The organism is Stenotrophomonas sp. YJH_SMC_20, assembly GCF_059367845.1.
Window position 1 is genome coordinate 1 of sequence record NZ_JCAFRG010000016.1, and the last position, 18,523, is coordinate 18,523.

The 18,523-nt window shown below is 67.2% G+C and carries 17 protein-coding genes; 8 read left to right on the forward strand and 9 right to left on the reverse strand.

Annotated features, from left to right (window positions below; all coding sequences use genetic code 11):
• Positions 1–93, reverse strand: a 93-nt coding sequence (locus AC5P6A_RS20070) for a transposase (RefSeq protein WP_332328542.1), incomplete at its 3' end; no start/stop codon positions are given.
• Positions 94–612: 519 nt separating this feature from the next.
• On the opposite strand from AC5P6A_RS20070, the gene AC5P6A_RS20075 reads away from it, so the two are divergent.
• From AC5P6A_RS20075 to AC5P6A_RS20105, 7 genes are all read left to right on the forward strand, one after another.
• Positions 613–1,044, forward strand: a complete 432-nt coding sequence (locus AC5P6A_RS20075; RefSeq protein WP_134731273.1) for a DUF2946 domain-containing protein — start codon at positions 613–615, stop codon at positions 1,042–1,044.
• A 72-nt stretch (positions 1,045–1,116) separates the two neighbouring features.
• Positions 1,117–3,180 carry a TonB-dependent copper receptor gene (locus AC5P6A_RS20080; RefSeq protein WP_329843462.1) on the forward strand — a complete coding sequence of 688 codons (2,064 nt, stop codon included), beginning with the start codon at positions 1,117–1,119 and terminating at the stop codon, positions 3,178–3,180.
• A 272-nt stretch (positions 3,181–3,452) separates the two neighbouring features.
• On the forward strand, positions 3,453–4,559 hold the full coding sequence (locus AC5P6A_RS20085; RefSeq protein ID WP_227845091.1) for an efflux RND transporter periplasmic adaptor subunit: 1,107 nt from the start codon (positions 3,453–3,455) through the stop codon (positions 4,557–4,559).
• Positions 4,556–7,681, forward strand: coding sequence for an efflux RND transporter permease subunit (locus AC5P6A_RS20090; RefSeq protein WP_111098279.1), 3,126 nt, complete (start codon positions 4,556–4,558; stop codon positions 7,679–7,681). Before AC5P6A_RS20085 ends, AC5P6A_RS20090 begins: the two co-directional genes overlap by 4 nt.
• Positions 7,674–8,213, forward strand: a complete 540-nt coding sequence (locus tag AC5P6A_RS20095) for a GNAT family N-acetyltransferase (RefSeq protein WP_134731277.1) — start codon at positions 7,674–7,676, stop codon at positions 8,211–8,213. Before AC5P6A_RS20090 ends, AC5P6A_RS20095 begins: the two co-directional genes overlap by 8 nt.
• A gap of 179 nt (positions 8,214–8,392) precedes the next feature.
• Positions 8,393–9,904, forward strand: coding sequence for an alanine/glycine:cation symporter family protein (locus tag AC5P6A_RS20100; RefSeq protein ID WP_019660194.1), 1,512 nt, complete (start codon positions 8,393–8,395; stop codon positions 9,902–9,904).
• Positions 9,905–10,738, forward strand: coding sequence for a TrmH family RNA methyltransferase (locus AC5P6A_RS20105; RefSeq protein WP_019660193.1), 834 nt, complete (start codon positions 9,905–9,907; stop codon positions 10,736–10,738).
• Positions 10,739–10,902: 164 nt separating this feature from the next.
• On the opposite strand, the gene AC5P6A_RS20110 is transcribed toward AC5P6A_RS20105, so the two are convergent.
• From AC5P6A_RS20110 to AC5P6A_RS20125, 4 genes are all read right to left on the reverse strand, one after another.
• Positions 10,903–12,324: a M28 family peptidase gene (locus tag AC5P6A_RS20110; RefSeq protein ID WP_019660192.1), complete on the reverse strand. Its 1,422-nt coding sequence runs from the start codon at positions 12,322–12,324 to the stop codon at positions 10,903–10,905.
• A gap of 244 nt (positions 12,325–12,568) precedes the next feature.
• Positions 12,569–12,973 carry a large-conductance mechanosensitive channel protein MscL gene (gene mscL / locus AC5P6A_RS20115; RefSeq protein ID WP_019660191.1) on the reverse strand — a complete coding sequence of 135 codons (405 nt, stop codon included), beginning with the start codon at positions 12,971–12,973 and terminating at the stop codon, positions 12,569–12,571.
• A gap of 54 nt (positions 12,974–13,027) precedes the next feature.
• The gene (locus AC5P6A_RS20120) at positions 13,028–13,744 is read right to left on the reverse strand and encodes a fumarylacetoacetate hydrolase family protein (RefSeq protein ID WP_019660190.1); all 717 of its coding nucleotides are present in this window, start codon (positions 13,742–13,744) and stop codon (positions 13,028–13,030) included.
• 75 nt (positions 13,745–13,819) lie between these two features.
• On the reverse strand, positions 13,820–14,101 hold the full coding sequence (locus AC5P6A_RS20125) for a hypothetical protein (protein ID WP_019660189.1): 282 nt from the start codon (positions 14,099–14,101) through the stop codon (positions 13,820–13,822).
• Positions 14,102–14,279: 178 nt separating this feature from the next.
• Between AC5P6A_RS20125 and AC5P6A_RS20130 the strand changes: the two genes are divergently transcribed.
• Positions 14,280–14,615, forward strand: coding sequence for a Rieske (2Fe-2S) protein (locus tag AC5P6A_RS20130; protein ID WP_111098281.1), 336 nt, complete (start codon positions 14,280–14,282; stop codon positions 14,613–14,615).
• Positions 14,616–14,766: 151 nt separating this feature from the next.
• Here AC5P6A_RS20130 and AC5P6A_RS20135 read toward each other — a convergent pair whose 3' ends face one another.
• The 4 genes from AC5P6A_RS20135 to thiS form a co-directional block, all read right to left on the reverse strand.
• Positions 14,767–16,614: an SLC13 family permease gene (locus tag AC5P6A_RS20135; RefSeq protein WP_346715316.1), complete on the reverse strand. Its 1,848-nt coding sequence runs from the start codon at positions 16,612–16,614 to the stop codon at positions 14,767–14,769.
• A 27-nt stretch (positions 16,615–16,641) separates the two neighbouring features.
• Complete coding sequence (gene trmB, locus AC5P6A_RS20140) at positions 16,642–17,376, reverse strand: tRNA (guanosine(46)-N7)-methyltransferase TrmB (protein ID WP_019660186.1); 735 nt, start codon at positions 17,374–17,376, stop codon at positions 16,642–16,644.
• Positions 17,376–18,170, reverse strand: coding sequence for a thiazole synthase (locus AC5P6A_RS20145; RefSeq protein ID WP_019660185.1), 795 nt, complete (start codon positions 18,168–18,170; stop codon positions 17,376–17,378). Before AC5P6A_RS20145 ends, trmB begins: the two co-directional genes overlap by 1 nt.
• 106 nt (positions 18,171–18,276) lie before the next feature.
• Positions 18,277–18,477 (reverse strand): sulfur carrier protein ThiS, encoded by a 201-nt coding sequence (thiS, locus tag AC5P6A_RS20150; protein ID WP_019660184.1) that lies wholly within the window; start codon positions 18,475–18,477, stop codon positions 18,277–18,279.
• Between the last annotated feature and the right edge of the window lie 46 nt (positions 18,478–18,523).

The window sequence follows — 18,523 nt, forward strand, 5'->3', positions numbered from 1 at the left end:
GCTGTGGCGACGAGCAACGGCTTTGACTGATGTGGAGGTCTTGCAGGCCTCTTTGGCAACCTGCAGTTTGAAACGAGCGTCATATCTGTTCATGTATCCCTCGGGGTTGGATCTGGCGTCCAACTCCCGGGGGTCACTTCACCCTGGGGGCTTGGCAGCCGCATCCATGCGGCTGACACCCCGCACTCCGACACCGCCCCACCTCTGACAGATTCGGGCGGCTGTTGGTAGATGTCGACTTTGGTCGACACGGTAGATCCACGCCATGCGTGGATGAATCTCCATCGAAATCGAATATTTCGAATTGAAATCGAAAAGCATCCACGCATGGCGTGGATCTACTGCAGATCGCGGAGATCTGTCGAAGGCGGGATGGGTCCGGTTGCGGGAGTGTCCGCGGCATGGATGCCGCGGCCGAGCCCCCATGGATGGGTTTACGGCGTCTCCCGCAACCGGACCCACCCCGCCTACCCTCAGGAAACCGCTTTTGCTGTTGCTTCGGCTCTTGCCGTGGTCCGCAGCGGGTGCAGGGCTGCAAGCCCTGCCGATAAACTCCCTCCTGCGACGGTTCGTCGCACAGGGCAACCCTGGACCCGCCTCTACACTAGCGCGGTGACCCGCCTGTCCCGCCCGCAGCGCCTTCTGCTCCAGCTCGCCGTCCTGGCGACGCTGCTGATGGTGCTTGCGCCGCTGGTCAGCCGCGCGCTGCAGGCGCCGCCGATGGACCACACCGCAATGGCGGGCATGGACCACGCCGCCATGGGCCATGGCATGCACGACATGACCATGGCCGGGCACGACCCGCATGGCGCTTCGCAGGCAGCACCCAACCGCCCAGCCGACCCCCACGCCATGCATGGCGAAGTCTGCGAATACTGCGTGCTGGCCATGCGCCTGCTGCCGTGGCTGGCGGTGCTGGTGCTGCAGTTGCCGCTGCTGTGGCGGCCGCGCCTGGTGTTCCCGTGGTCGCAACAGGTGCTGCCGGCACTGCGCTGGCCGGCGCATGCCGCACGTGGACCACCACGCTCCTCCATCGTCCGCTGATGTCCCTATCGAATCTGCCGCACGACGCCTGACCGGGCGCCGTGCGCGCGTGCGTACCTTGGAGCTGTTCCGATGAAAATGACTTCCCGCCCCGCGGGCGCCTGCGCGCGCCTGCCGGTTGCCCTTGGCCTGGTCGTGGCCGCGTCACTGGCCCACGCTGCGCCTGCTGAAGAAGCGCGCACCCTCGACACGATGGTGGTCACTGCCGCCGCGCCTTCGTCGCCACTGCACTGGGTGACCGATCCGCGCCTGCCGCGGCAGCCGGTCCCCGCCAGTGATGGCGCCGATTACCTGAAGACCGTGCCTGGCTTCTCCGCCATCCGCAACGGCGGCACCAACGGTGACCCGGTGCTGCGCGGCATGTTCGGTTCGCGGCTGAACATCCTCAGCAACGATGGCAACCTGATCGGTGCCTGCCCGTCGCGCATGGACAATCCGCTTTCCTATATCGCGCCGGAGAGCTTCGACCGGCTGACCATCATCAAGGGCCCGCAGAGCGTGCGTTGGGGCGCAGGTGCCTCGGCCGGCACCATCCGTTTCGAGCGCGATACGCCGCGCTTCGAGGAACCCGGTCTGCGTGCCGATGCCAGTGGACTGGTCGGCTCGCGCAACCGCAACGACCAGGTGCTGGACCTGACGCTGGGCAATCCGGCCGGTTACGTGCGTGCCAGCGGCAATCGCTCGGAAGCGGACGGCTACAAGGATGGTCACGGTGACGTGGTGCCGTCGAAGTGGCGCAAGTGGAACGGCGACGTGGCCATCGGCTGGACGCCGGACGCCGATACGCTGCTGGAAATCTCCGCCGGTGCCGGCGATGCGATCGCGCGCTATGCCGGGCGTGGCATGGACGGCGCCGCGTTCGAGCGCACCAGCTACGCGGCACGCTTCGAGAAGCGCAACCTGCTGGGCGCGTGGGAAACGTTGCAGGCCAACGTGTACTACAACGAAGCCGACCATGTGATGGACAACTACACGCTGCGCACGCCGAATCCCAACAGCATGATGCCCATGCCGATGGCTTCGAATGTGGACCGCCGAACCCAGGGCGGCCGGGCCAGTTCCGAGTGGCGCTGGCAGGAGGTGCAGCTGGTGGCCGGTGTGGACGGTGAGGACAGCCGCCACCGTGGCCGCAACGGCATGGGCCGCGGTACTTACCGCCAGGCCGCGTGGCAGACCGATGCGAACTTCCGCCGCTATGGCGTGTTCACCGAGTTGACCCTGGGCGCCGGCACCGACCAGCGCTGGATCAGTGGCCTGCGCATCGACCGTGCCAGCGCCCGCGATGAGCGGCAATCGATCGGCGGCATGATGGGCAACCGGCCCAATCCCAGCGCCGGGCAGACGCGCAAGGAATGGCTCGGCAGCGGGTTCCTGCGCTACGAGCAGGACCTTGCCGACGGCCTGACCTGGTACGCCGGCCTCGGCCACAGTGAACGCATGCCCGACTACTGGGAACTGTTCTCGCCTGATCATGGCCCGTCGGGCGCAGTGAACGCGTTCACCGGCGTGCAGCCCGAGCGCACCACCCAGCTCGACATGGGCCTGCAGTTCAAGGGACCGCGTGTGCAGGCATGGGTATCGGCATATGCCGGGCAGATCCAGGACTACATCCTGTTCACCTATCACGGCAGCGGCATGATGGGCATGAGCCAGGCCAACAACGTCGATGCGCGCATCGCCGGTGCCGAAGCCGGGCTGGAAGTGAGCCTGGCTGCGCAGTGGAAGCTGGGTGGCACGCTGGCCTATGCCTGGGGCGAGAACCGCGACCAGCAGCGTCCGCTGCCGCAGATGCCGCCGCTGGAAGCGCGCCTGAGCGCGAACTGGGAAGGCCAGCGCTGGAGTGCCGGTGCGCTGCTGCGTGCGGTGACCCATCAGCATCGTGTCGCAGATGGACAGGGCACTGTGGTCGCGCAGGACCTGGGGCCGAGTGCCGGCTTCGCTACCTTCGCGCTCAATGCCGCTTACCGCTTCAGTTCGCAGCTGCAGCTCAGTGCGGGCGTCGACAACCTGTTCGACCGCGCCTACAGCGAGCACCTGAACCTGGCCGGCAGCGCCGACTTCGGCTTCCCGGCCGACCCGGTGCGCATCAATGAACCCGGGCGCAGCCTGTGGATGAAGGTGAACTACCGGTACTGATCGGCCGGGTAAAAAAAACGGGGCCGGATCCCCGCCAGGATCCGTCCCCGCCCGACGCCCTCTGTCGGGCAGCTTCGACTCTACGATGACAACGCCTGCGGCGCACGGCGGGATACACCTCGACACATGCCGACACCGCTGCTGCGAGCCTTGCACGGAACAGGTTCACGGCGCTATCGCGCCGCCGGTGCCACGCCAGTAAACGCTTGGCACATATCGCTTCCACGGGTGCTTGCCTACACTCGGCGGCCGTGGATCTATCAGGACCGTTCATGTTGGCTCGCATTGCTTCGACCCTGGCCCTTGGCCTCAGCCTGGCCCTTCTGGCCGGGTGCGGGGGCAAACAGGAGGCCGCCGCCCGTCGGCAGGGCGAAGCGGTGCCGGTGACCGCGCAGGTCGTGCAGTCCTCGCAGTGGAATGACACGCTGCAGGCGCTGGGCACGGCCAAGGCGCGCGAGTCCATCAGCGTGACGGCCAAGGTCAGCGAAATCGTCGAGAAGGTGCACTTTGAAAGTGGCCAGCATGTGGCCGCCGGTGCGCCGATCGTGACCCTGCGCGGGCAGGCCCAGGAGGCCGCGCTGGTGCAGGCGCAGGCCACCTTCCACGAAGCCGACCAGCTGTACAGGCGCCAGCGCGAGCTGGCCTCCCAGCGCCTGGTGTCCAGCGCCACCCTGGATACGCAGAAGTCGATCCGCGATGCGGCCGAGGCGCGCGTGATGCAGATGCAGGCCGACATCGGTGACCGCCGCGTGCGCGCGCCGTTCGCTGGCGTGCTCGGCATCCGCCAGGTCAGCCCCGGCTCGCTGGTGACCCCGACCACGGTCATCGCCACGCTCGATGACATCGAGCACATGCACGTCGATTTCCAGGTGCCGGAAGTGGAACTGGCTGCGCTGGGCGTCGGTGACAAGGTCAGCGCCACCAGCGTGGCGTGGCCGGGCCGCACCTTCGAGGGTGAGGTCAGCACCATCGATGCGCGCATCGATCCGGTCACCCGTGCGGTGACCGTGCGCGCCGACTTCGCCAACGGCGATCATGCGCTGCGCCCGGGCATGCTGCTGGACGTGCGGCTGTTCCGCCCCGAGCGCCCGGCGCTGGTGGTCCCGGAAATCGCCGTGGTGCAGGTCGGCCGCGATACCTTCGTGTACCGCATCAAGGCCGACGACAGCGTCGAGCGCGTGGACGTGGTCACCGGTGCGCGCCGCGCCGGCGTGGTCGAGATCAAGCAGGGGCTGGAAGCGGGCCAGCGCATCGTGGTTGATGGCACCGGCAAACTGCGCCCGGGCCTGAAGGTCGCGGCCAGGGATGCGGCACCGGCCAGCGGCGCGAAACCGGATGCCGCGCCGGCACCGGTCGCGGCCGAGGGGCACGGCGGATGAAACTGTCCGACATCTCCATCCAGCGGCCGGTGTTCGCCGTGGTGATGAGCCTGCTGCTGCTGGTGCTGGGCGTGATGTCCTTCACCCGCCTGACCCTGCGCGAGCTGCCTGCCATCGACCCGCCCATTGTTTCGGTGTCGGTGGATTACACCGGTGCCTCGGCGGCGGTCATCGAAAGCCGCATCACCCAGGTGCTGGAAGATGCGCTGGCCGGCATCGAAGGCATCGATACGATCAACGCGCGCAGCACCAACGGCCGCTCGCAGGTCAGCATCGAGTTCACCTCCAACCGCGATATCGAAGCGGCGGCCAACGACGTGCGCGATGCGGTCAGCCGCGTCGCCGACCGCATGCCGGAAGAAGCGCGTCCGCCGGAAATCGCCAAGGTCGAAAGCGATGCCGACCCGATCATCTGGTTCAACATGGTCTCTTCGACCATGGACACGCTGGAACTGAGCGATTACGCCGACCGCTATGTGGTCGACCGCTTCTCCAGCCTCGACGGCGTGGCCCAGGTCCGCATCGGCGGCCGCCAGCGCTATGCAATGCGCATCTGGCTGGACCGCGACCAGCTGGCCGCACGCGGGCTGACCACCGGCGACGTGGAAACCGCGCTGCGCAACGAGAACGTGGAACTGCCGGCCGGCCGCATCGAGTCGACCGACCGCGATTTCACCCTGCGCGTGGAGCGCAACTACATCAAGCCCGAGGATTTCGCCACCATCCCGCTGGGCAAGGGCCGCGACGGCTACGTGGTGCGCATGGGCGACGTGGCGAAGATCGAACTGGCCTCGGCCGAGCGCCGCGCCTACTACCGCAGTAACGGCGAGCCGGGCATCGGCCTGGGTATCGTCAAGACCTCCACCGCCAACTCGCTGGACGTGGCGCGCACCGCGCGCGCTGAAGCCGAGCGGGTGGCACTGACCCTGCCCAAGGGAACGCAGATCTTTGTTGCGTTCGACAACACCACCTTCATTGAAGCCGCCGTTGACCGCGTCTACGCCACGCTGGTGGAGGCAATGATCCTGGTGCTGGCGGTGATCTGGCTGTTCCTCGGCAGCTTCCGTGCCGCACTGATTCCGGCGGTGACCGTGCCGGTCTGCCTGGTGGCCGCGTTCATCGCACTGTACGCGTTCGACTTCTCGATCAACCTGCTGACCCTGTTGGCACTGGTGCTGTGCATCGGCCTGGTGGTGGACGATGCGATCGTGGTGGTGGAAAACGTGCAGCGCCGCATCGACCTGGGCGAGCCCCCACTGGTGGCCTCCAAGCGCGGTACCACGCAGGTTGCCTTCGCGGTGATCGCCACCACCGCCGTGCTGGTGGCGGTGTTCCTGCCGGTCGGTTTCCTGGAAGGCAATACCGGGCGCCTGTTCCGCGAGCTGGCGGTGGCGCTGGCGGCAGCGGTGGCGCTGTCCGCATTCGTAGCGCTGACGCTGACGCCGATGATGGCGTCCAAGCTGCTCAAGCCGCACACAGGGCAGGCACCACGTGGCCTGCATGGCTTCATCAACCGCAATCTGGAGCGCCTGGCCTCGGGCTATGGCCGCGTGCTCGACCACCATGTCGACCGCACCTGGATCTACCTGCTGGTGATGGTGGCCGCACTGGCTGCCAGCTGGGGCCTGCTCAAGCTGCTGCCGTCGGAACTGGCGCCGGCCGAAGACCGCGGTTCGTTCCAGATCATGATCGACGGCCCGGAAGGCGCCGGCTACGACTACACCGTGCAGCAGGTGCAGCAGGTAGAAGCGCTGCTGGCGCCGCATGTCGGCCCGGACAAGCCGATCGTGCGCGCCAACCCGCGCGTGCCGGGCGGCTGGGGCGCCAGCGAGGAGATGCACACCGGCCGCGTCAGCATCTTCCTGCAGCCGTGGCGCCAGCGCAGCGAGGGGACGCCTGAAGTGGCCGACGCGCTGCAGAAAGAACTGGACACCATCCGCGGCGTGCGCGTGCGCACGCAGGTGGGCGGTGGCCTGGTGCGCAGTGGCGGGCAGCCGTTCCAGATCGTGCTGGGCGGTCCCGAATATGCCGAGATCGCGCAGTGGCGCGACCGCATCCTGCTGCGCATGGCCGACAATCCCGGCCTGGTCGGCCCCGACTCGGACTACAAGGAAACCCGGCCGCAGATGCGGGTGAACATCGACCGCCAGCGCGCGGCCGACCTCGGCGTGCCGGTCACCGCGATCGGATCGGCGCTGGAAACCATGATGGGTTCGCGCCGCGTCACCACCTTCGTCGACAACGGCGAGGAGTACGACGTGCTGGTGCAGGCCGGGCGCGATGGCCGTGCCAGCCCGGCCGACCTGGCCGCGATCCGCGTGCGTGCCACCTCCGGCGAGCTGGTGCCGCTGTCCAACCTGGTCACGCTGAGCGAAGTGGCCGAGGCCGGAACCCTGAACCGCTTCAACCGACTGCGCTCGATCACCATCAGTGCCGGCCTGGCGCCAGGCTATCCGTTGGGCGAGGCCATTGCCTGGGCACAGAACGTGGCCCGGGAAGAACTGCCGCAGTACGCACAGGTGAACTGGAAGGGTGAGTCGCGTGAGTACCAGAGTGCCGGCGGCGCGGTGCTGCTGACCTTCGCGATGGCCCTGCTGGTGGTGTACCTGGTGCTGGCCGCGCAGTTCGAAAGCTTCATCCACCCGCTCACCATCATGCTGACCGTGCCGCTGGGTGTGCTCGGTGCGCTGGTCGGCCTGTGGGTGAGTGGCGGCACGGTGAACCTGTTCAGCCAGATCGGCATCGTGATGCTGGTTGGCCTGGCCGCGAAGAACGGCATCCTCATCGTCGAATTCGCCAACCAGCTGCGCGATGACGGGCGCACGGTGCGCGAGGCGATCATCGAATCGGCGATGGTGCGCCTGCGCCCGATCCTGATGACCTCGATCGCCACCGTGGTCGGCGCGATCCCGCTGGTGGTGGCCGGTGGCCCCGGCTCGGCCAGCCGTGGCACGATCGGCATCGTGATCATCTTCGGCGTAACCCTTTCGACCTTCCTGTCGCTGTTCGTGGTGCCGGCGTTCTACGCACGGCTGGCCCCGTACACCCGCTCGCCGGAAGCGGTGAAGCGCGAGCTGGAGAAGCAGGAAGCGGAATCACCGTCGGTGGGTGGCCATGCCTGACCCGACCACCGTGCTGCGAGGTGAAGGCTTCCAATTGCGCCCCTGGCGCCCGGATGATCTGGAATCGCTGCTGCACCACGCCAACGACGCCGAGGTGTCGCGGGGCCTGCGTGATCGCTTTCCGTACCCGTACACGCGCGGGGATGGCGAGGCCTTCCTCGCCGGCCGCGTGCTGGCTCCCGGCACCCTGAACCTGGCCATCGAGATAGACGGCCAGGCCTGCGGCAGCGTCGGTGCCCAGCAGGGCGTGGCCGAGCGTGGGCATACCGCCGAACTGGGTTACTGGCTGGGCCGGGCCTACTGGGGCCAGGGCCTGATGACCCGGGTGGTCGGTGTGTTTGCGCCTTGGGTGATGGACGAGCTGCGCCTGTTCAGGCTGCAGGCCACGGTGGTCGACTTCAATCTCGGCTCGGCCCGGGTGCTGGAGAAGAACGGCTTCCAGGAAGAGGGCGTGGAGCGCTGCGCGGTCTACAAGCGCGGCGCGCTGCACGACCTGCGCCGCTTCGCCCGGGTACGCACGCAGCTGCCCTGAACGCGCGGGCTGGCCGCTGTAGCGCCGAGCCCATGCTCGGCTGATTCCGGGGCCCAAGCCGGGCATGGACTCGGCGCTACAAGACAGCGCTACCGCAGCGGCCTTCGATCAGGGAGAATCGACCGGTCCCCTCCAGCCGACGGGACGTCCTTACAACCCGCCGACTGGAGAGAGCGCGCGTGGAAGCAACCGTACACTTCATCAACAGCATCATCTGGAGCAAGGCACTGATCTTCGTGTGCCTGGGCGCCGGCCTGTTCTTCAGCCTGCGCACGCGCTTCATGCAGATCCGTGGCTTCTTCGAAATGTGCCGCCTCACCGTCAGGGGTGAGAAATCCGACGCCGGCGTGTCCTCGTTCCAGGCCCTGGCCATGTCGATGGCCGGCCGCATGGGCATCGGCAATATCGCCGGCGTGGCCACGGCCATCGCCTTCGGCGGCCCCGGGGCGATCTTCTGGATGTGGGTGATGGGCTTCCTCGGCGCGTCCACCTCGTACGTGGAATGCACCTTGGCGCAGATCTACAAGACCAAGGACGCCGAAGGCCGCTACCGCGGTGGCCCGGCGTACTACATCGAGAAGGCGATGGGCCTGAAGTGGTATGCGCTGGCCTTCGCCATCGCCACGATCATCGCCGCAGGTTTCCTGATGCCGGGCGTGCAGGCCAATGCCATCGCCGACAGCATCATCAACGCCTGCCGTGGCACCGCGCTGTGCGGGCCGCTCGACGGCCAGGCCTTCGGCATGGAATCGGTGCAGGCGCTGAAGCTGGGCATCGGCATCGTGGTCGCGCTGCTGCTGGGCGTGGTGATCTTCGGTGGCGTCAAACGCATCGCCAACTTCGCCGAAGTGGTGGTGCCGTTCATGGCTGCCGGTTTCATCCTGATGGCCATCATCATCATGGTCATCAACTACGACCGCGTGCCGGAAATGTTCGGCATCATCTTCAAGAGTGCCTTCGGCACGCATGCCGCATTCGGCGCCATGATGGGCCTGGCCGTGGAGTGGGGCATCAAGCGCGGCATCTACGCCAACGAAGCCGGCCAGGGTTCGGGCCCGCATGCAGCGGCCGCCTCGGAAGTCTCGCACCCGGCCAAGCAGGGCTATGTGCAGGCCTTCGCCATCTACTTCGACACCATGATGGTGTGCACCGCCACCGCGTTCCTGATCCTGGCCAGCGGCACCTACAACGTGTACTCGCCGGCAGGTGCCAGCGCACCGCCGATCTTCCAGGGCCTGGCCGGTATTCCCGAAGGCGCCGGTTACGCCCAGGCCGGCGTGGAAGCGGTGCTGCCGGGCTGGGGTTCGGCATTCGTGTCCATCGCCATCTTCTTCTTCGCCTTCACTACCATCATGGCGTACTACTACATGGCCGAGACCAACCTCAGCTATGTAAACCACAACAGGAAGCGCCCGCTGACGGTGCTGGTGCTGCGCCTGGGCATCATCGGCATGGTGGTGTTCGGCGCGTTCCACAATGCCACCCTGGCCTGGGCGCTTGGCGACATCGGCGTGGGCCTGATGGCCTGGCTGAACATCATTGCCATCCTCATCATCCAGAAGCCGGCGATGCTGGCCCTGCGTGACTACGAACGACAGAAGAAGCTGGGCCTGGATCCGGTGTTCGACCCTGATGCCCTGGGCATCAAGAACGCCGATTTCTGGCGCCAGCGCAAGCAGGAGAGTGTGTAAGTGAACAACCCTTGGAACAACCGCCGCCCGTCCGCCCGTCCGCCGCGCGCAACGCCGTTGCCGCGCCCGGAGGTGCCGGCCACGGGCGGTGGTGGGCGCGGTGGCAGCGATGAGCTGCGTCTGTACGGCCTGAATGCCGTGCTGGCTGCGTTCGAAGCGCGGCCGCAGGCGCTGCGCAAGCTGTACCTGCTGGAAGCACGCATTCCGCGCCTGCAGCCGTTGTTGAAGTGGTGCGTGGCCAACCGCGTGGGCTACCGCGTGGTCGAGGATGGCGATCTGAACAAGCTGGCCGGCACCACCCATCACGAAGGCGTGGTGGCCGACATGCTGCGCGCACCGGCACTGCCGCTGGCGCAGTGGCTGCAGCAGGTCGGTGACGGCCCGGCGCTGGCGCTGTGGCTGGATGGCGTGGGCAACCCGCACAACCTCGGCGCGATCCTGCGCTCGGCCGCGCACTTCGGTGCCAAGGCGCTGCTGTTGCCGGCCGGCAGCACGCTGGCCCTGTCCGGCGCCGCCGCGCGCGTGGCCGAAGGCGGCGCCGAAGCGGTGCCGCTGGTGCAGCTGCCGGAGACCGCTCAGGCAATGGCACAACTGCGCGCAGCCGGTTTCGGCCTGGCCGCGACCCTGGTCGAGGGCGGTGATGACGTGTTCCGCGCGTCGTTGCCGGCCCGCCTGGTCTACGTGATGGGCGCGGAAGGTGAAGGCATGGATCGCGGTTTGGCCAGTCAGTGTGACCAGCAGCTGTCGATTCCGGGCAGCGGCGCGGTGGAAAGCCTGAATGTCGCTTCCGCCACGGCCGTGCTGCTGGCGCAGTGGGCGAGCCGCCGCGGCTGAGTGACGCCCGGTGGGTGCGAACCCTGGTTCGCACCGCTCGTGCCGCTGCGCTTGCCGGGCATTGGCCCGACGCTACCGATGCGGGATCTGACTTGGTGGGTGCGAACCTTGGTTCGCACCGCTCTTCCCGCCGCAAACGCCGGGCATGGCCCGGCGCTACCGCATCATTCGTTCGGCGGCGTGGTCGCCTTGGCCTCGCTGCCGAAGCTGCCATCGGCTTCCGCCGCCAGGTAGGCGAACACAGTGTAGGCGGCCACGTTCTGTGCCAGCGCCTTCGGGTCGATCTTGTCCAGCGTGTCGTCGGCGGTGTGGTGCAGGTGGAAGTAGTCCGAGCCGTCCTGCGCCAGCCACGCCCACGCACCGCCCTTGGCGGCCAGCGGGCCGACGTCCGGGCCCGGGCCACCCTTGTCGGCCTGGTACTCGATGCCCAGCGGCTTCATTACTTCGGCAATCTGCTTCGTCGCTTCGCGCGAGCCTTCCGGATTCGGCGAACCGGTATTGAAGGCGTAGATGCGGCCCGCGCCGAAGTCGCTCTCGGCGGCCAGCTGGTGCAGGGCCACGTCCTTCGCGTGCGCTTCGGCATAGGCCTTGCCGCCATACAGGCCCTGTTCCTCGTTGGCGAAGGCGATCACGCGGATGGTGCGCTTCGGTGCCTGCTTCAGCTGGCCGATCAGGTGGCCTGCGGCCATGGTGATGCCCACGCCCGCGCCGTCATCCACCGCGCCGGTGCCCAGGTCCCACGAATCCAGATGCCCGCCGATCACCACTACTTCCTTCGGCAGGCTGCGGCCGGTGATCTCGCCGATCACGTTGTACGAGGTCGCCGTACCATCCCAGCCGCAGTCCAGCGCCACCTTCACCGTGGTGCTGCCACGGGCCAGCAGGCGGGCCAGCTGGTCGGCATCGGGCACCGACAGTGCCGCAGACGGCACCGGGGTCAGGCCGTCATCGAAACGGGTGATGCCGGTGTGCGGCACGCGGTGCGAGTCGGTGCCGGCCGAACGCATCAGGAAACCGACCGCGCCCTTGCGGATCGCCTCGGACGGACCCTTGCTGCGGATCGCGCCGCCGCGCCCGTAGTCGCGGCCGTCGCGGAACGGCAGCATCTGGTAATCGACGAAGGCGATCTTGCCCTTGAGCGAACCGGCCGGCGCCGCCTGCAGTGCGGCCAGGTCGGCGAAGCGCACCACCTCGGCTTCAACGGTGCCGCCCGGGCTGCCGCCCAGTGCGGTGATCTGCAGCGGCTGCGGATTTTTGCCGGTCACGGCAGCGTGTTCACTGCGGCGCTCCCACTTCGGGAAGGTCACCGGTTCCTTCCACACCTTGTCGAAGCCCAGTGCCTTGAACTTGGCTTCGGCCCAGGCCACGGCGCGGGCGTCAGCCTCGCTGCCGGCGATGCGCGGGCCGATCTCGGTGGTGAGCGATTCGACCACCTTCCAGCCGGTGTCATCGGCCAAGGCCTGGTCGCGCAGCTGTGCGGCGGTGGCCAGCGACGCCGGGGGCAGGGTAGTGGTGTGCGGCGCCGCGAAGGCCGGGGCGGCCAGCAGGGCGAGGGAGGATGCGATGGCAAGAACGCGGCGACGCATGGACAACTCCGGGAAGGGACCTAAGCCTTGGAGCTTAACAGTCGTTCAGCCCGGCGCATGGGCGGGAGGTCATGGCTGGCGCGGACGCTGTTTCCCGCCAGATGCAGCAAAGCGAAAGCCCCGCCGGGGCGGGGCTTTCGCCTGCTTCTGTAGAGCCGAGCCAATGCTCGGCTGCCTTTTGCAGATCAGCCGAGCGTGGGCTCGGCTCTACAGGTGGGAGGGGCGCCCGTAGGCGCCCGATACCTTATTTCTTCAGGCTGTCGCGGATCTCGCGCAGCAGCACCACTTCCTCGGCCGGTGCGGCCGGTGCAGCTTCCTTCTTGCGAGACAGGCGGTTGATCGCCTTGACCACGATGAAGATCGCGAAGGCCACGATCACGAACTGGATCAGGGTGTTGATGAAATCACCGTAGCCGATCACCACCGCCGGAATCTCCTTGCCGTCCGGGCCGATCCGTGCCGGCGACAGCGTCCACGCCAGCTGCGAGAAGTCCACCTTGCCGATCAGCAGGCCCAGCGGCGGCATGATGATCTTCTCGACCAGCGCCGTCACGATCTTGCCGAAGGCCGCGCCGATCACCACGCCGACGGCGAGGTCGATGACGTTGCCGCGCATGGCGAATTCCTTGAACTCGGTGAGCATTCCCATTGTTGTTTTTCTCCGGTGGGGAAGTGGACAGCGCGCAGGGTAGCGCAGGTGACGTCAGCCGGCGATCACGCCGTGGCGCTCGGCCACGTTTTCCAGGCGGGCACTGAAGCGGTCGCCGGGCTTCAGCGCAGCCACCCCGGACGGGGTGCCCATGAACACCAGGTCACCGGCACGCAGCTGCCACAGCTTGGACAGCTCATGCAGGATCTCCGGCACGTTCCAGATCATCTGGTCGAGCAGTGCCTGCTGGCGCACCTCGCCGTTGACCTCCAGCGACAGGTTCAGCGCAGCCAGGTCGCCGACTTCTTCGGCGTGCACGATTTCGCTGATCGGCGCGGAGGCATCGAACCCCTTCGCGGCATCCCAAGGATGGCCCTTGTCCTTGGCTGCGGCCTGCAGATCGCGGCGGGTCAGATCCAGGCCAACGGCGTAGCCGTAGACCAGCGCATCGGCGTCGGCGACGGCCAGCTCGCCGGCGGGCGCATCGCGACCGATCGCCACCACCAGTTCCACTTCGTGGTGCAGGTTGGCGGTTGCTGGCGGATAGGGGATGGCATCGTCGTGGCCGACCACGATGGCGTCGGCCGGCTTGCTGAAGAACATCGGGCGGCCGCGGTCATCGGCCGCCGGCACCGCCGCGCCCATTTCGCGGGCGTGGTCGGCGAAGTTGCGGCCGACGCAGTAGATACGGTGCACGGGGAAGCTGCCGCCACCGGCTACCGGTACACGCGGCAGGGCTACGGCAGGGATCACATCGGAGACATCGGACATGCGGGCATCCAGGAAGGGCGTGCCCGCAGTCTAGAACGCATGGCGCCCGCCGTCAGCGGGCGCGGAAGGCCTGGATCAGCGCGAGGCCGGCAACACCGGCTTGCGCACCACGCGGTACTCGCCCTCGACCACGGTCGGGTCCACCGGACGCGCGGCGCCCGGCTTGCGCGAGGCCAGCAGCTTCCATGCCAGGCCAACCAGGATCATCGCGGCACCGACGAACACACCGATGAACACCATCGCGGCCAGGATCGCCAGGCCGAGCAGGCCCACGGCAACGCGCACCAGCGGATGGCGCGGCTTGCGCGGCGCGAACAGGGTGCGGAACTGGTTGAAGGCGGATGCGCGGTTGAACATGGCGGCTCGATAGGCTGGGATCAGCGAAAACAGAGTATCGGGACGCGCCACTGTCATTGAGTGAAAAACTCGTTAAATATAGCCTGTGCTTATTACGGATCAATGACTTGTGTTCATGTCACAGCCAGTCACCTGAGCAGGCATGCGACAATTCCGGTTTACCGTCCGAGCTTTCGCCATGACTATCGCTGCTGCCCTGATCGCCCTTGATGCCATTGCCGATGGCGCGTTTGCCGAGGTCGAAGCGGTGATCGATGGCGATGCCGAATCGCTGGTGCTGTACCGCGACGGCGCGCAGGTGCGCGCATTCCTGAACATCTGCCCGCACGCCGGCCGCCGCCTGGACTGGGCCCCGGGCCAGTTCCTGAAGAGCCGCGAGGGCCACCTGGTGTGCGCCGCGCATGGCGCCTCGTTCACGCTGGACAGCGGCGACTGCATTGCCGGCCCGTGCAAGGGCGACCGCCTGCGTGCGGTGCCGGTCGATATCCGCGATGGGCAGGTCTATCTGGCCTGAGGCCGGAAGCAGTCGAGCACGGCTCGATTCTACAAAGGCTCCACGCATGGCGTGGACCCACCCCGCCATCCCACGGAATGCACGCTGTTGCTGTTGCTGTTGCTTCGGCTTCTGCGGGTGCAGGGCGCAGCCCTGCCAACAAACCCAACCCTCAGAACATCAGGTTGATCATCAACACCACCACGCAGGTGTAGATCAGCGACAACGGTCCGCCGACCCGCCACATCTCGCGCGGGGTGTAATTGGCCGGGCCAGTGATCATCGAAATCACCGGGTTGGAGGCCGTCATCAGGTTGTTGGACGCCGACAGCGCCACGATCAGCGCGAACGCGGTCGGGTTGCCGCCCGCTGCCAGCGCCAGGTTCACCGCAATGGGCACCATCACGATGGTCGCGCCCACATGGCTGATCACCAGCGAGAACGCCGTGGTCAACAGCGCCAGTGCCACTTCCAGCACCCACACCGGGATGCCGGTCGGCAGCTTGTCGATGGTGTGGCCGGCCACCCATGCCGCCGCGCCGCTGGAATCCATCGCCCAGCCGAGCGGAATCAGCCCGGCCATCATGAACACCGTCTTCCAGTTGATCGAGGCATAGGCCTCGTCCATGCGCAGCACGCCGGTCAGCAGCATGCCGGCCACGCCGGTCATCAGCGTCAGCGCGACCGGCAGCTTGCTGGTCAGCGCGATCAGGATGGTCAGCGCGAAGATCGCCATCGCAATCTTGAACTTGTGCGGGCGCTGCTCGCCGGTCGGATAGTCGGTCACCACCACGAAGTCGCGGCTCTTGGCCGCCTGTGCCAGGTCGGTCCAGATGCTGTGGAAGACCAGCATGTCGCCTGCACGCAACTGCACGTCGCGCACGTCCTCGCGGATCACCTGCTTGTCGCGGTTGATCGCCAGCAGGCTGATGCCACGCTCCTTGCGCAGGCGCAGGTCGGCCGCGCTCTTGCCGATCACGTTCGAGGTCGGCGGTACCACCGCCTCGGAAATACCGGCGCGGCTCGGGTTGAACAGGTCACCCAGGTGCTTCAGGCGCGAAGACATGCGCAGGAACTGGTTCTGCGCGAAATCGTTGATCTGCTGGCGCGGGCCCATCGCACCGAGCACGCTGCCTACCCAGATGCGCATCTCCGCCGGCGGCGCCAGGCGGGTGTCATTACCGGTTTTCAGGGCCAGCAGCAGCGGGGCGTCGTGCAGGTTCTCGGCCTCGCCCAGGGTCATGCCCACCAGCGGACTTTCCGCGCTGACCACCAGCTCGAACACATCGCCTTCGATGCCATAGGTCTTGGCGAAATAGCTCTCGGTGCGTGCTGGGGTGACCCCGTCGTTGACCAGGGTTTCTTCCTCGATCAGCTTGCGGTCGCCGTAGTAGCGGAAGTACAGCAGCGAGGCGATCAGCAGTGCCACGCCAATCGGCAGCGGCGCGAACATGCGCAGCGGCTCGATGGTGGCCAGGCCGGAAGGCAGGTTGTTGTTGGCCGAGACCAGCAGATCGTTCAGCAGGATCAGCGGCGAATTGCCGACCATGGTCAGCGCACCGCCCATCACGATCGCCGCCGAGATCGGCAGCAGCAGGCGCTGCATCGTCAGCCCGGTGCGCGCTGCCAGTCGCGAGGCGACCGGCAGATACAAGGCCATCACCGACGGGTTCTGCATGAAGGACGAGTTCAGGCCGGCGATGGCGGTGGTCATCATCAGCAGTCGCTGTTCGACGCCGTGGCCGCGCCGCAGCAGCCATGCGGCCAGCCGGTTCAGCGCCCCAGTGCGGTCCAGGCCCGCACCGAGGATGGTGGTGGCGATGATGCTCATCACCGCGTTACCGGAGAAACCGCCGAAGATCTCCTCCGGCGCGATCAGGCCGGTGACACCGAGTACCACCAGCACCACCAGCGCGACCACGTCGGCGCGGATGCGCTCGAACAGGAACATCGCCATCGTGAAGCCGACCAGCCCGAGCACGAGCTTCATGTCGTTGGTCAGCGTCAGCGCGGTATCCATGTGGGGCGCGGCGTCCTCAGGCGATCGTCAGGTGCGGTCGTACAGCAGGTCCCAGACGCCGTGGCCGAGTTTCTGGCCGCGGGTCTCGAAGTGGGTCTGCGGGCGCCAGTCCGGACGCGGCACGCTGCCACGCGGGCCGGCGCGGTTGACCAGGCCGGCAGTCGCGTCAAGCACGTCCCACATCTGCTCGGCGTAGTCTTCCCAGTCGGTGGCGCAGTGCAGGCGGCCACCCGGGCGCAGCTTGCGCACCAGCAGCTCGGCAAATGCCGGCTGCAGCAGGCGGCGCTTGTTGTGGCGCTTCTTGTGCCACGGGTCCGGGAAGTAGATGCGCACTTCATCGAGCGCGCCATCGGCGATCTCGTTCTGCAGCACTTCCACCGCGTCATGGTGGTACAGGCGCACGTGGTCGGCATTGTCCTCAGCCAGCGCGTTCAGCAACCGGCCCACGCCGGGGGCGTGCACTTCGATGCCGATGTAGTCGCGCGACGGATCGTGCTGGGCGGCGAAGCGCAGCGCGGCACCGTTGCCGAAGCCGATTTCCAGCACCTTGTGTGCCGGGCGGCCGAAGGTGGCATCCAGGTCACGCGGCTGGCCGGTGTAGTCGAGGCCGAAGCGCGGCCAGCGTTCGTCGAACGCGCGCTGCTGGGCGGGGGTGAAACGTCCCTGGCGCAACACGAAGCTGCGCACCTCGCGGCGGCCCTCGCTTACGGTGAAGGGCTTGGGTGGGGCCTTGGAGCCGGCGCTGTCAAAAGGATTGGTCATCAGCCGATCAGCCCGTCCACCGGAGAGGATGCGCTGGCGTAGCGCTTGCGCGGGATGCGCCCGGCCAGGAAAGCCTCGCGGCCGGCCTCGACTGCCTTGCGCATGGCAGTGGCCATCAGCACCGGGTTGCGCGCACCGGCAATGGCGGTGTTCATCAACACGCCGTCGCAGCCCAGTTCCATCGCGATCGCCGCATCCGACGCGGTGCCCACGCCGGCATCAACGATGATCGGCACCTTGGCGTCTTCGATGATCTGCAGCAGGTTGTACTTGTTCTGGATGCCCAGGCCCGAACCGATCGGCGCCGCCAGCGGCATCACTGCGGCGCAGCCGATCTCTTCCAGGCGCTTGGCCAGGATCGGGTCGTCGGAGGTGTAGACCATCACCTCGAAGCCGTCCTTGACCAGCTGCTCGGCGGCCTTGAGGGTCTGCACCACGTCCGGGTACAGGGTCTTCTGGTCGCCCAGCACTTCCAGCTTGGTCAGGTTGTGGCCGTCCAGCAGCTCACGGGCCAGGCGGCAGGTACGCACCGCGTCTTCGGCGGTGTAGCAGCCAGCGGTGTTGGGCAGGATGGTGAAGCGCTCCGGTGGCAGCACGTCCAGCAGGTTCGGCTCGCCCGGGTTCTGCCCGATGTTGGTGCGGCGGATGGCCACGGTGACGATCTGGGCGCCAGCAGCCTCGGTGGCCAGGCGGGTTTCTTCCAGGTCCTTGAACTTGCCGGTGCCGGTGAGCAGCCGCGAGCCATAGGTCTTGCCGGCGATCACCAGCGAATCGGGGGAGACATGAACGTTCATGGCGCGATTATCGCCTATCCGCCTGAAGATGGGATCACGCAATGGCGTGCCGGCCGTGGATCGGCATGGGTAGTGCCGGCCGCTGGCCGGCAAACCCGGACAGGCCTCAGCCCCCGCCCAGCGCGTGCACGATCTCGACAATGTCGCCTTCAGCCAGGACATGCTCGCGATGGCGGCTGCGGCTGACGATCTCGCCGTTGACCTCCACTGCCACCCGGCGCTGCAGCAGCTGCTCGGCCTCGAGCAGGTCGTGAAGGGTCGCCGAGGCGGGCAGGGTGCGGGGTTCGCCGTTGAGCTGGATGTTCATGCCTGCATTGTCGCTTATAGCTCTTCGTGATCGGAACGTTTGCAAT

Bases quoted from the DNA above. Each gene is read 5' to 3' on its own strand.
- AC5P6A_RS20080 (WP_329843462.1), top strand. From the start codon at position 1,117: ATGAAAATGACTTCCCGCCCCGCGGGCGCCTGCGCGCGCCTGCCGGTT.
- AC5P6A_RS20085 (WP_227845091.1), top strand. From the start codon at position 3,453: ATGTTGGCTCGCATTGCTTCGACCCTGGCCCTTGGCCTCAGCCTGGCC.
- AC5P6A_RS20090 (WP_111098279.1), top strand. From the start codon at position 4,556: ATGAAACTGTCCGACATCTCCATCCAGCGGCCGGTGTTCGCCGTGGTG.
- AC5P6A_RS20095 (WP_134731277.1), top strand. From the start codon at position 7,674: ATGCCTGACCCGACCACCGTGCTGCGAGGTGAAGGCTTCCAATTGCGC.
- AC5P6A_RS20110 (WP_019660192.1), bottom strand. From the start codon at position 12,324: ATGCGTCGCCGCGTTCTTGCCATCGCATCCTCCCTCGCCCTGCTGGCC.
- mscL (WP_019660191.1), bottom strand. From the start codon at position 12,973: ATGGGAATGCTCACCGAGTTCAAGGAATTCGCCATGCGCGGCAACGTC.
- AC5P6A_RS20120 (WP_019660190.1), bottom strand. From the start codon at position 13,744: ATGTCCGATGTCTCCGATGTGATCCCTGCCGTAGCCCTGCCGCGTGTA.
- AC5P6A_RS20125 (WP_019660189.1), bottom strand. From the start codon at position 14,101: ATGTTCAACCGCGCATCCGCCTTCAACCAGTTCCGCACCCTGTTCGCG.
- AC5P6A_RS20130 (WP_111098281.1), top strand. From the start codon at position 14,280: ATGACTATCGCTGCTGCCCTGATCGCCCTTGATGCCATTGCCGATGGC.
- AC5P6A_RS20135 (WP_346715316.1), bottom strand. From the start codon at position 16,614: ATGGATACCGCGCTGACGCTGACCAACGACATGAAGCTCGTGCTCGGG.
- trmB (WP_019660186.1), bottom strand. From the start codon at position 17,376: ATGACCAATCCTTTTGACAGCGCCGGCTCCAAGGCCCCACCCAAGCCC.
- AC5P6A_RS20145 (WP_019660185.1), bottom strand. From the start codon at position 18,170: ATGAACGTTCATGTCTCCCCCGATTCGCTGGTGATCGCCGGCAAGACC.
- thiS (WP_019660184.1), bottom strand. From the start codon at position 18,477: ATGAACATCCAGCTCAACGGCGAACCCCGCACCCTGCCCGCCTCGGCG.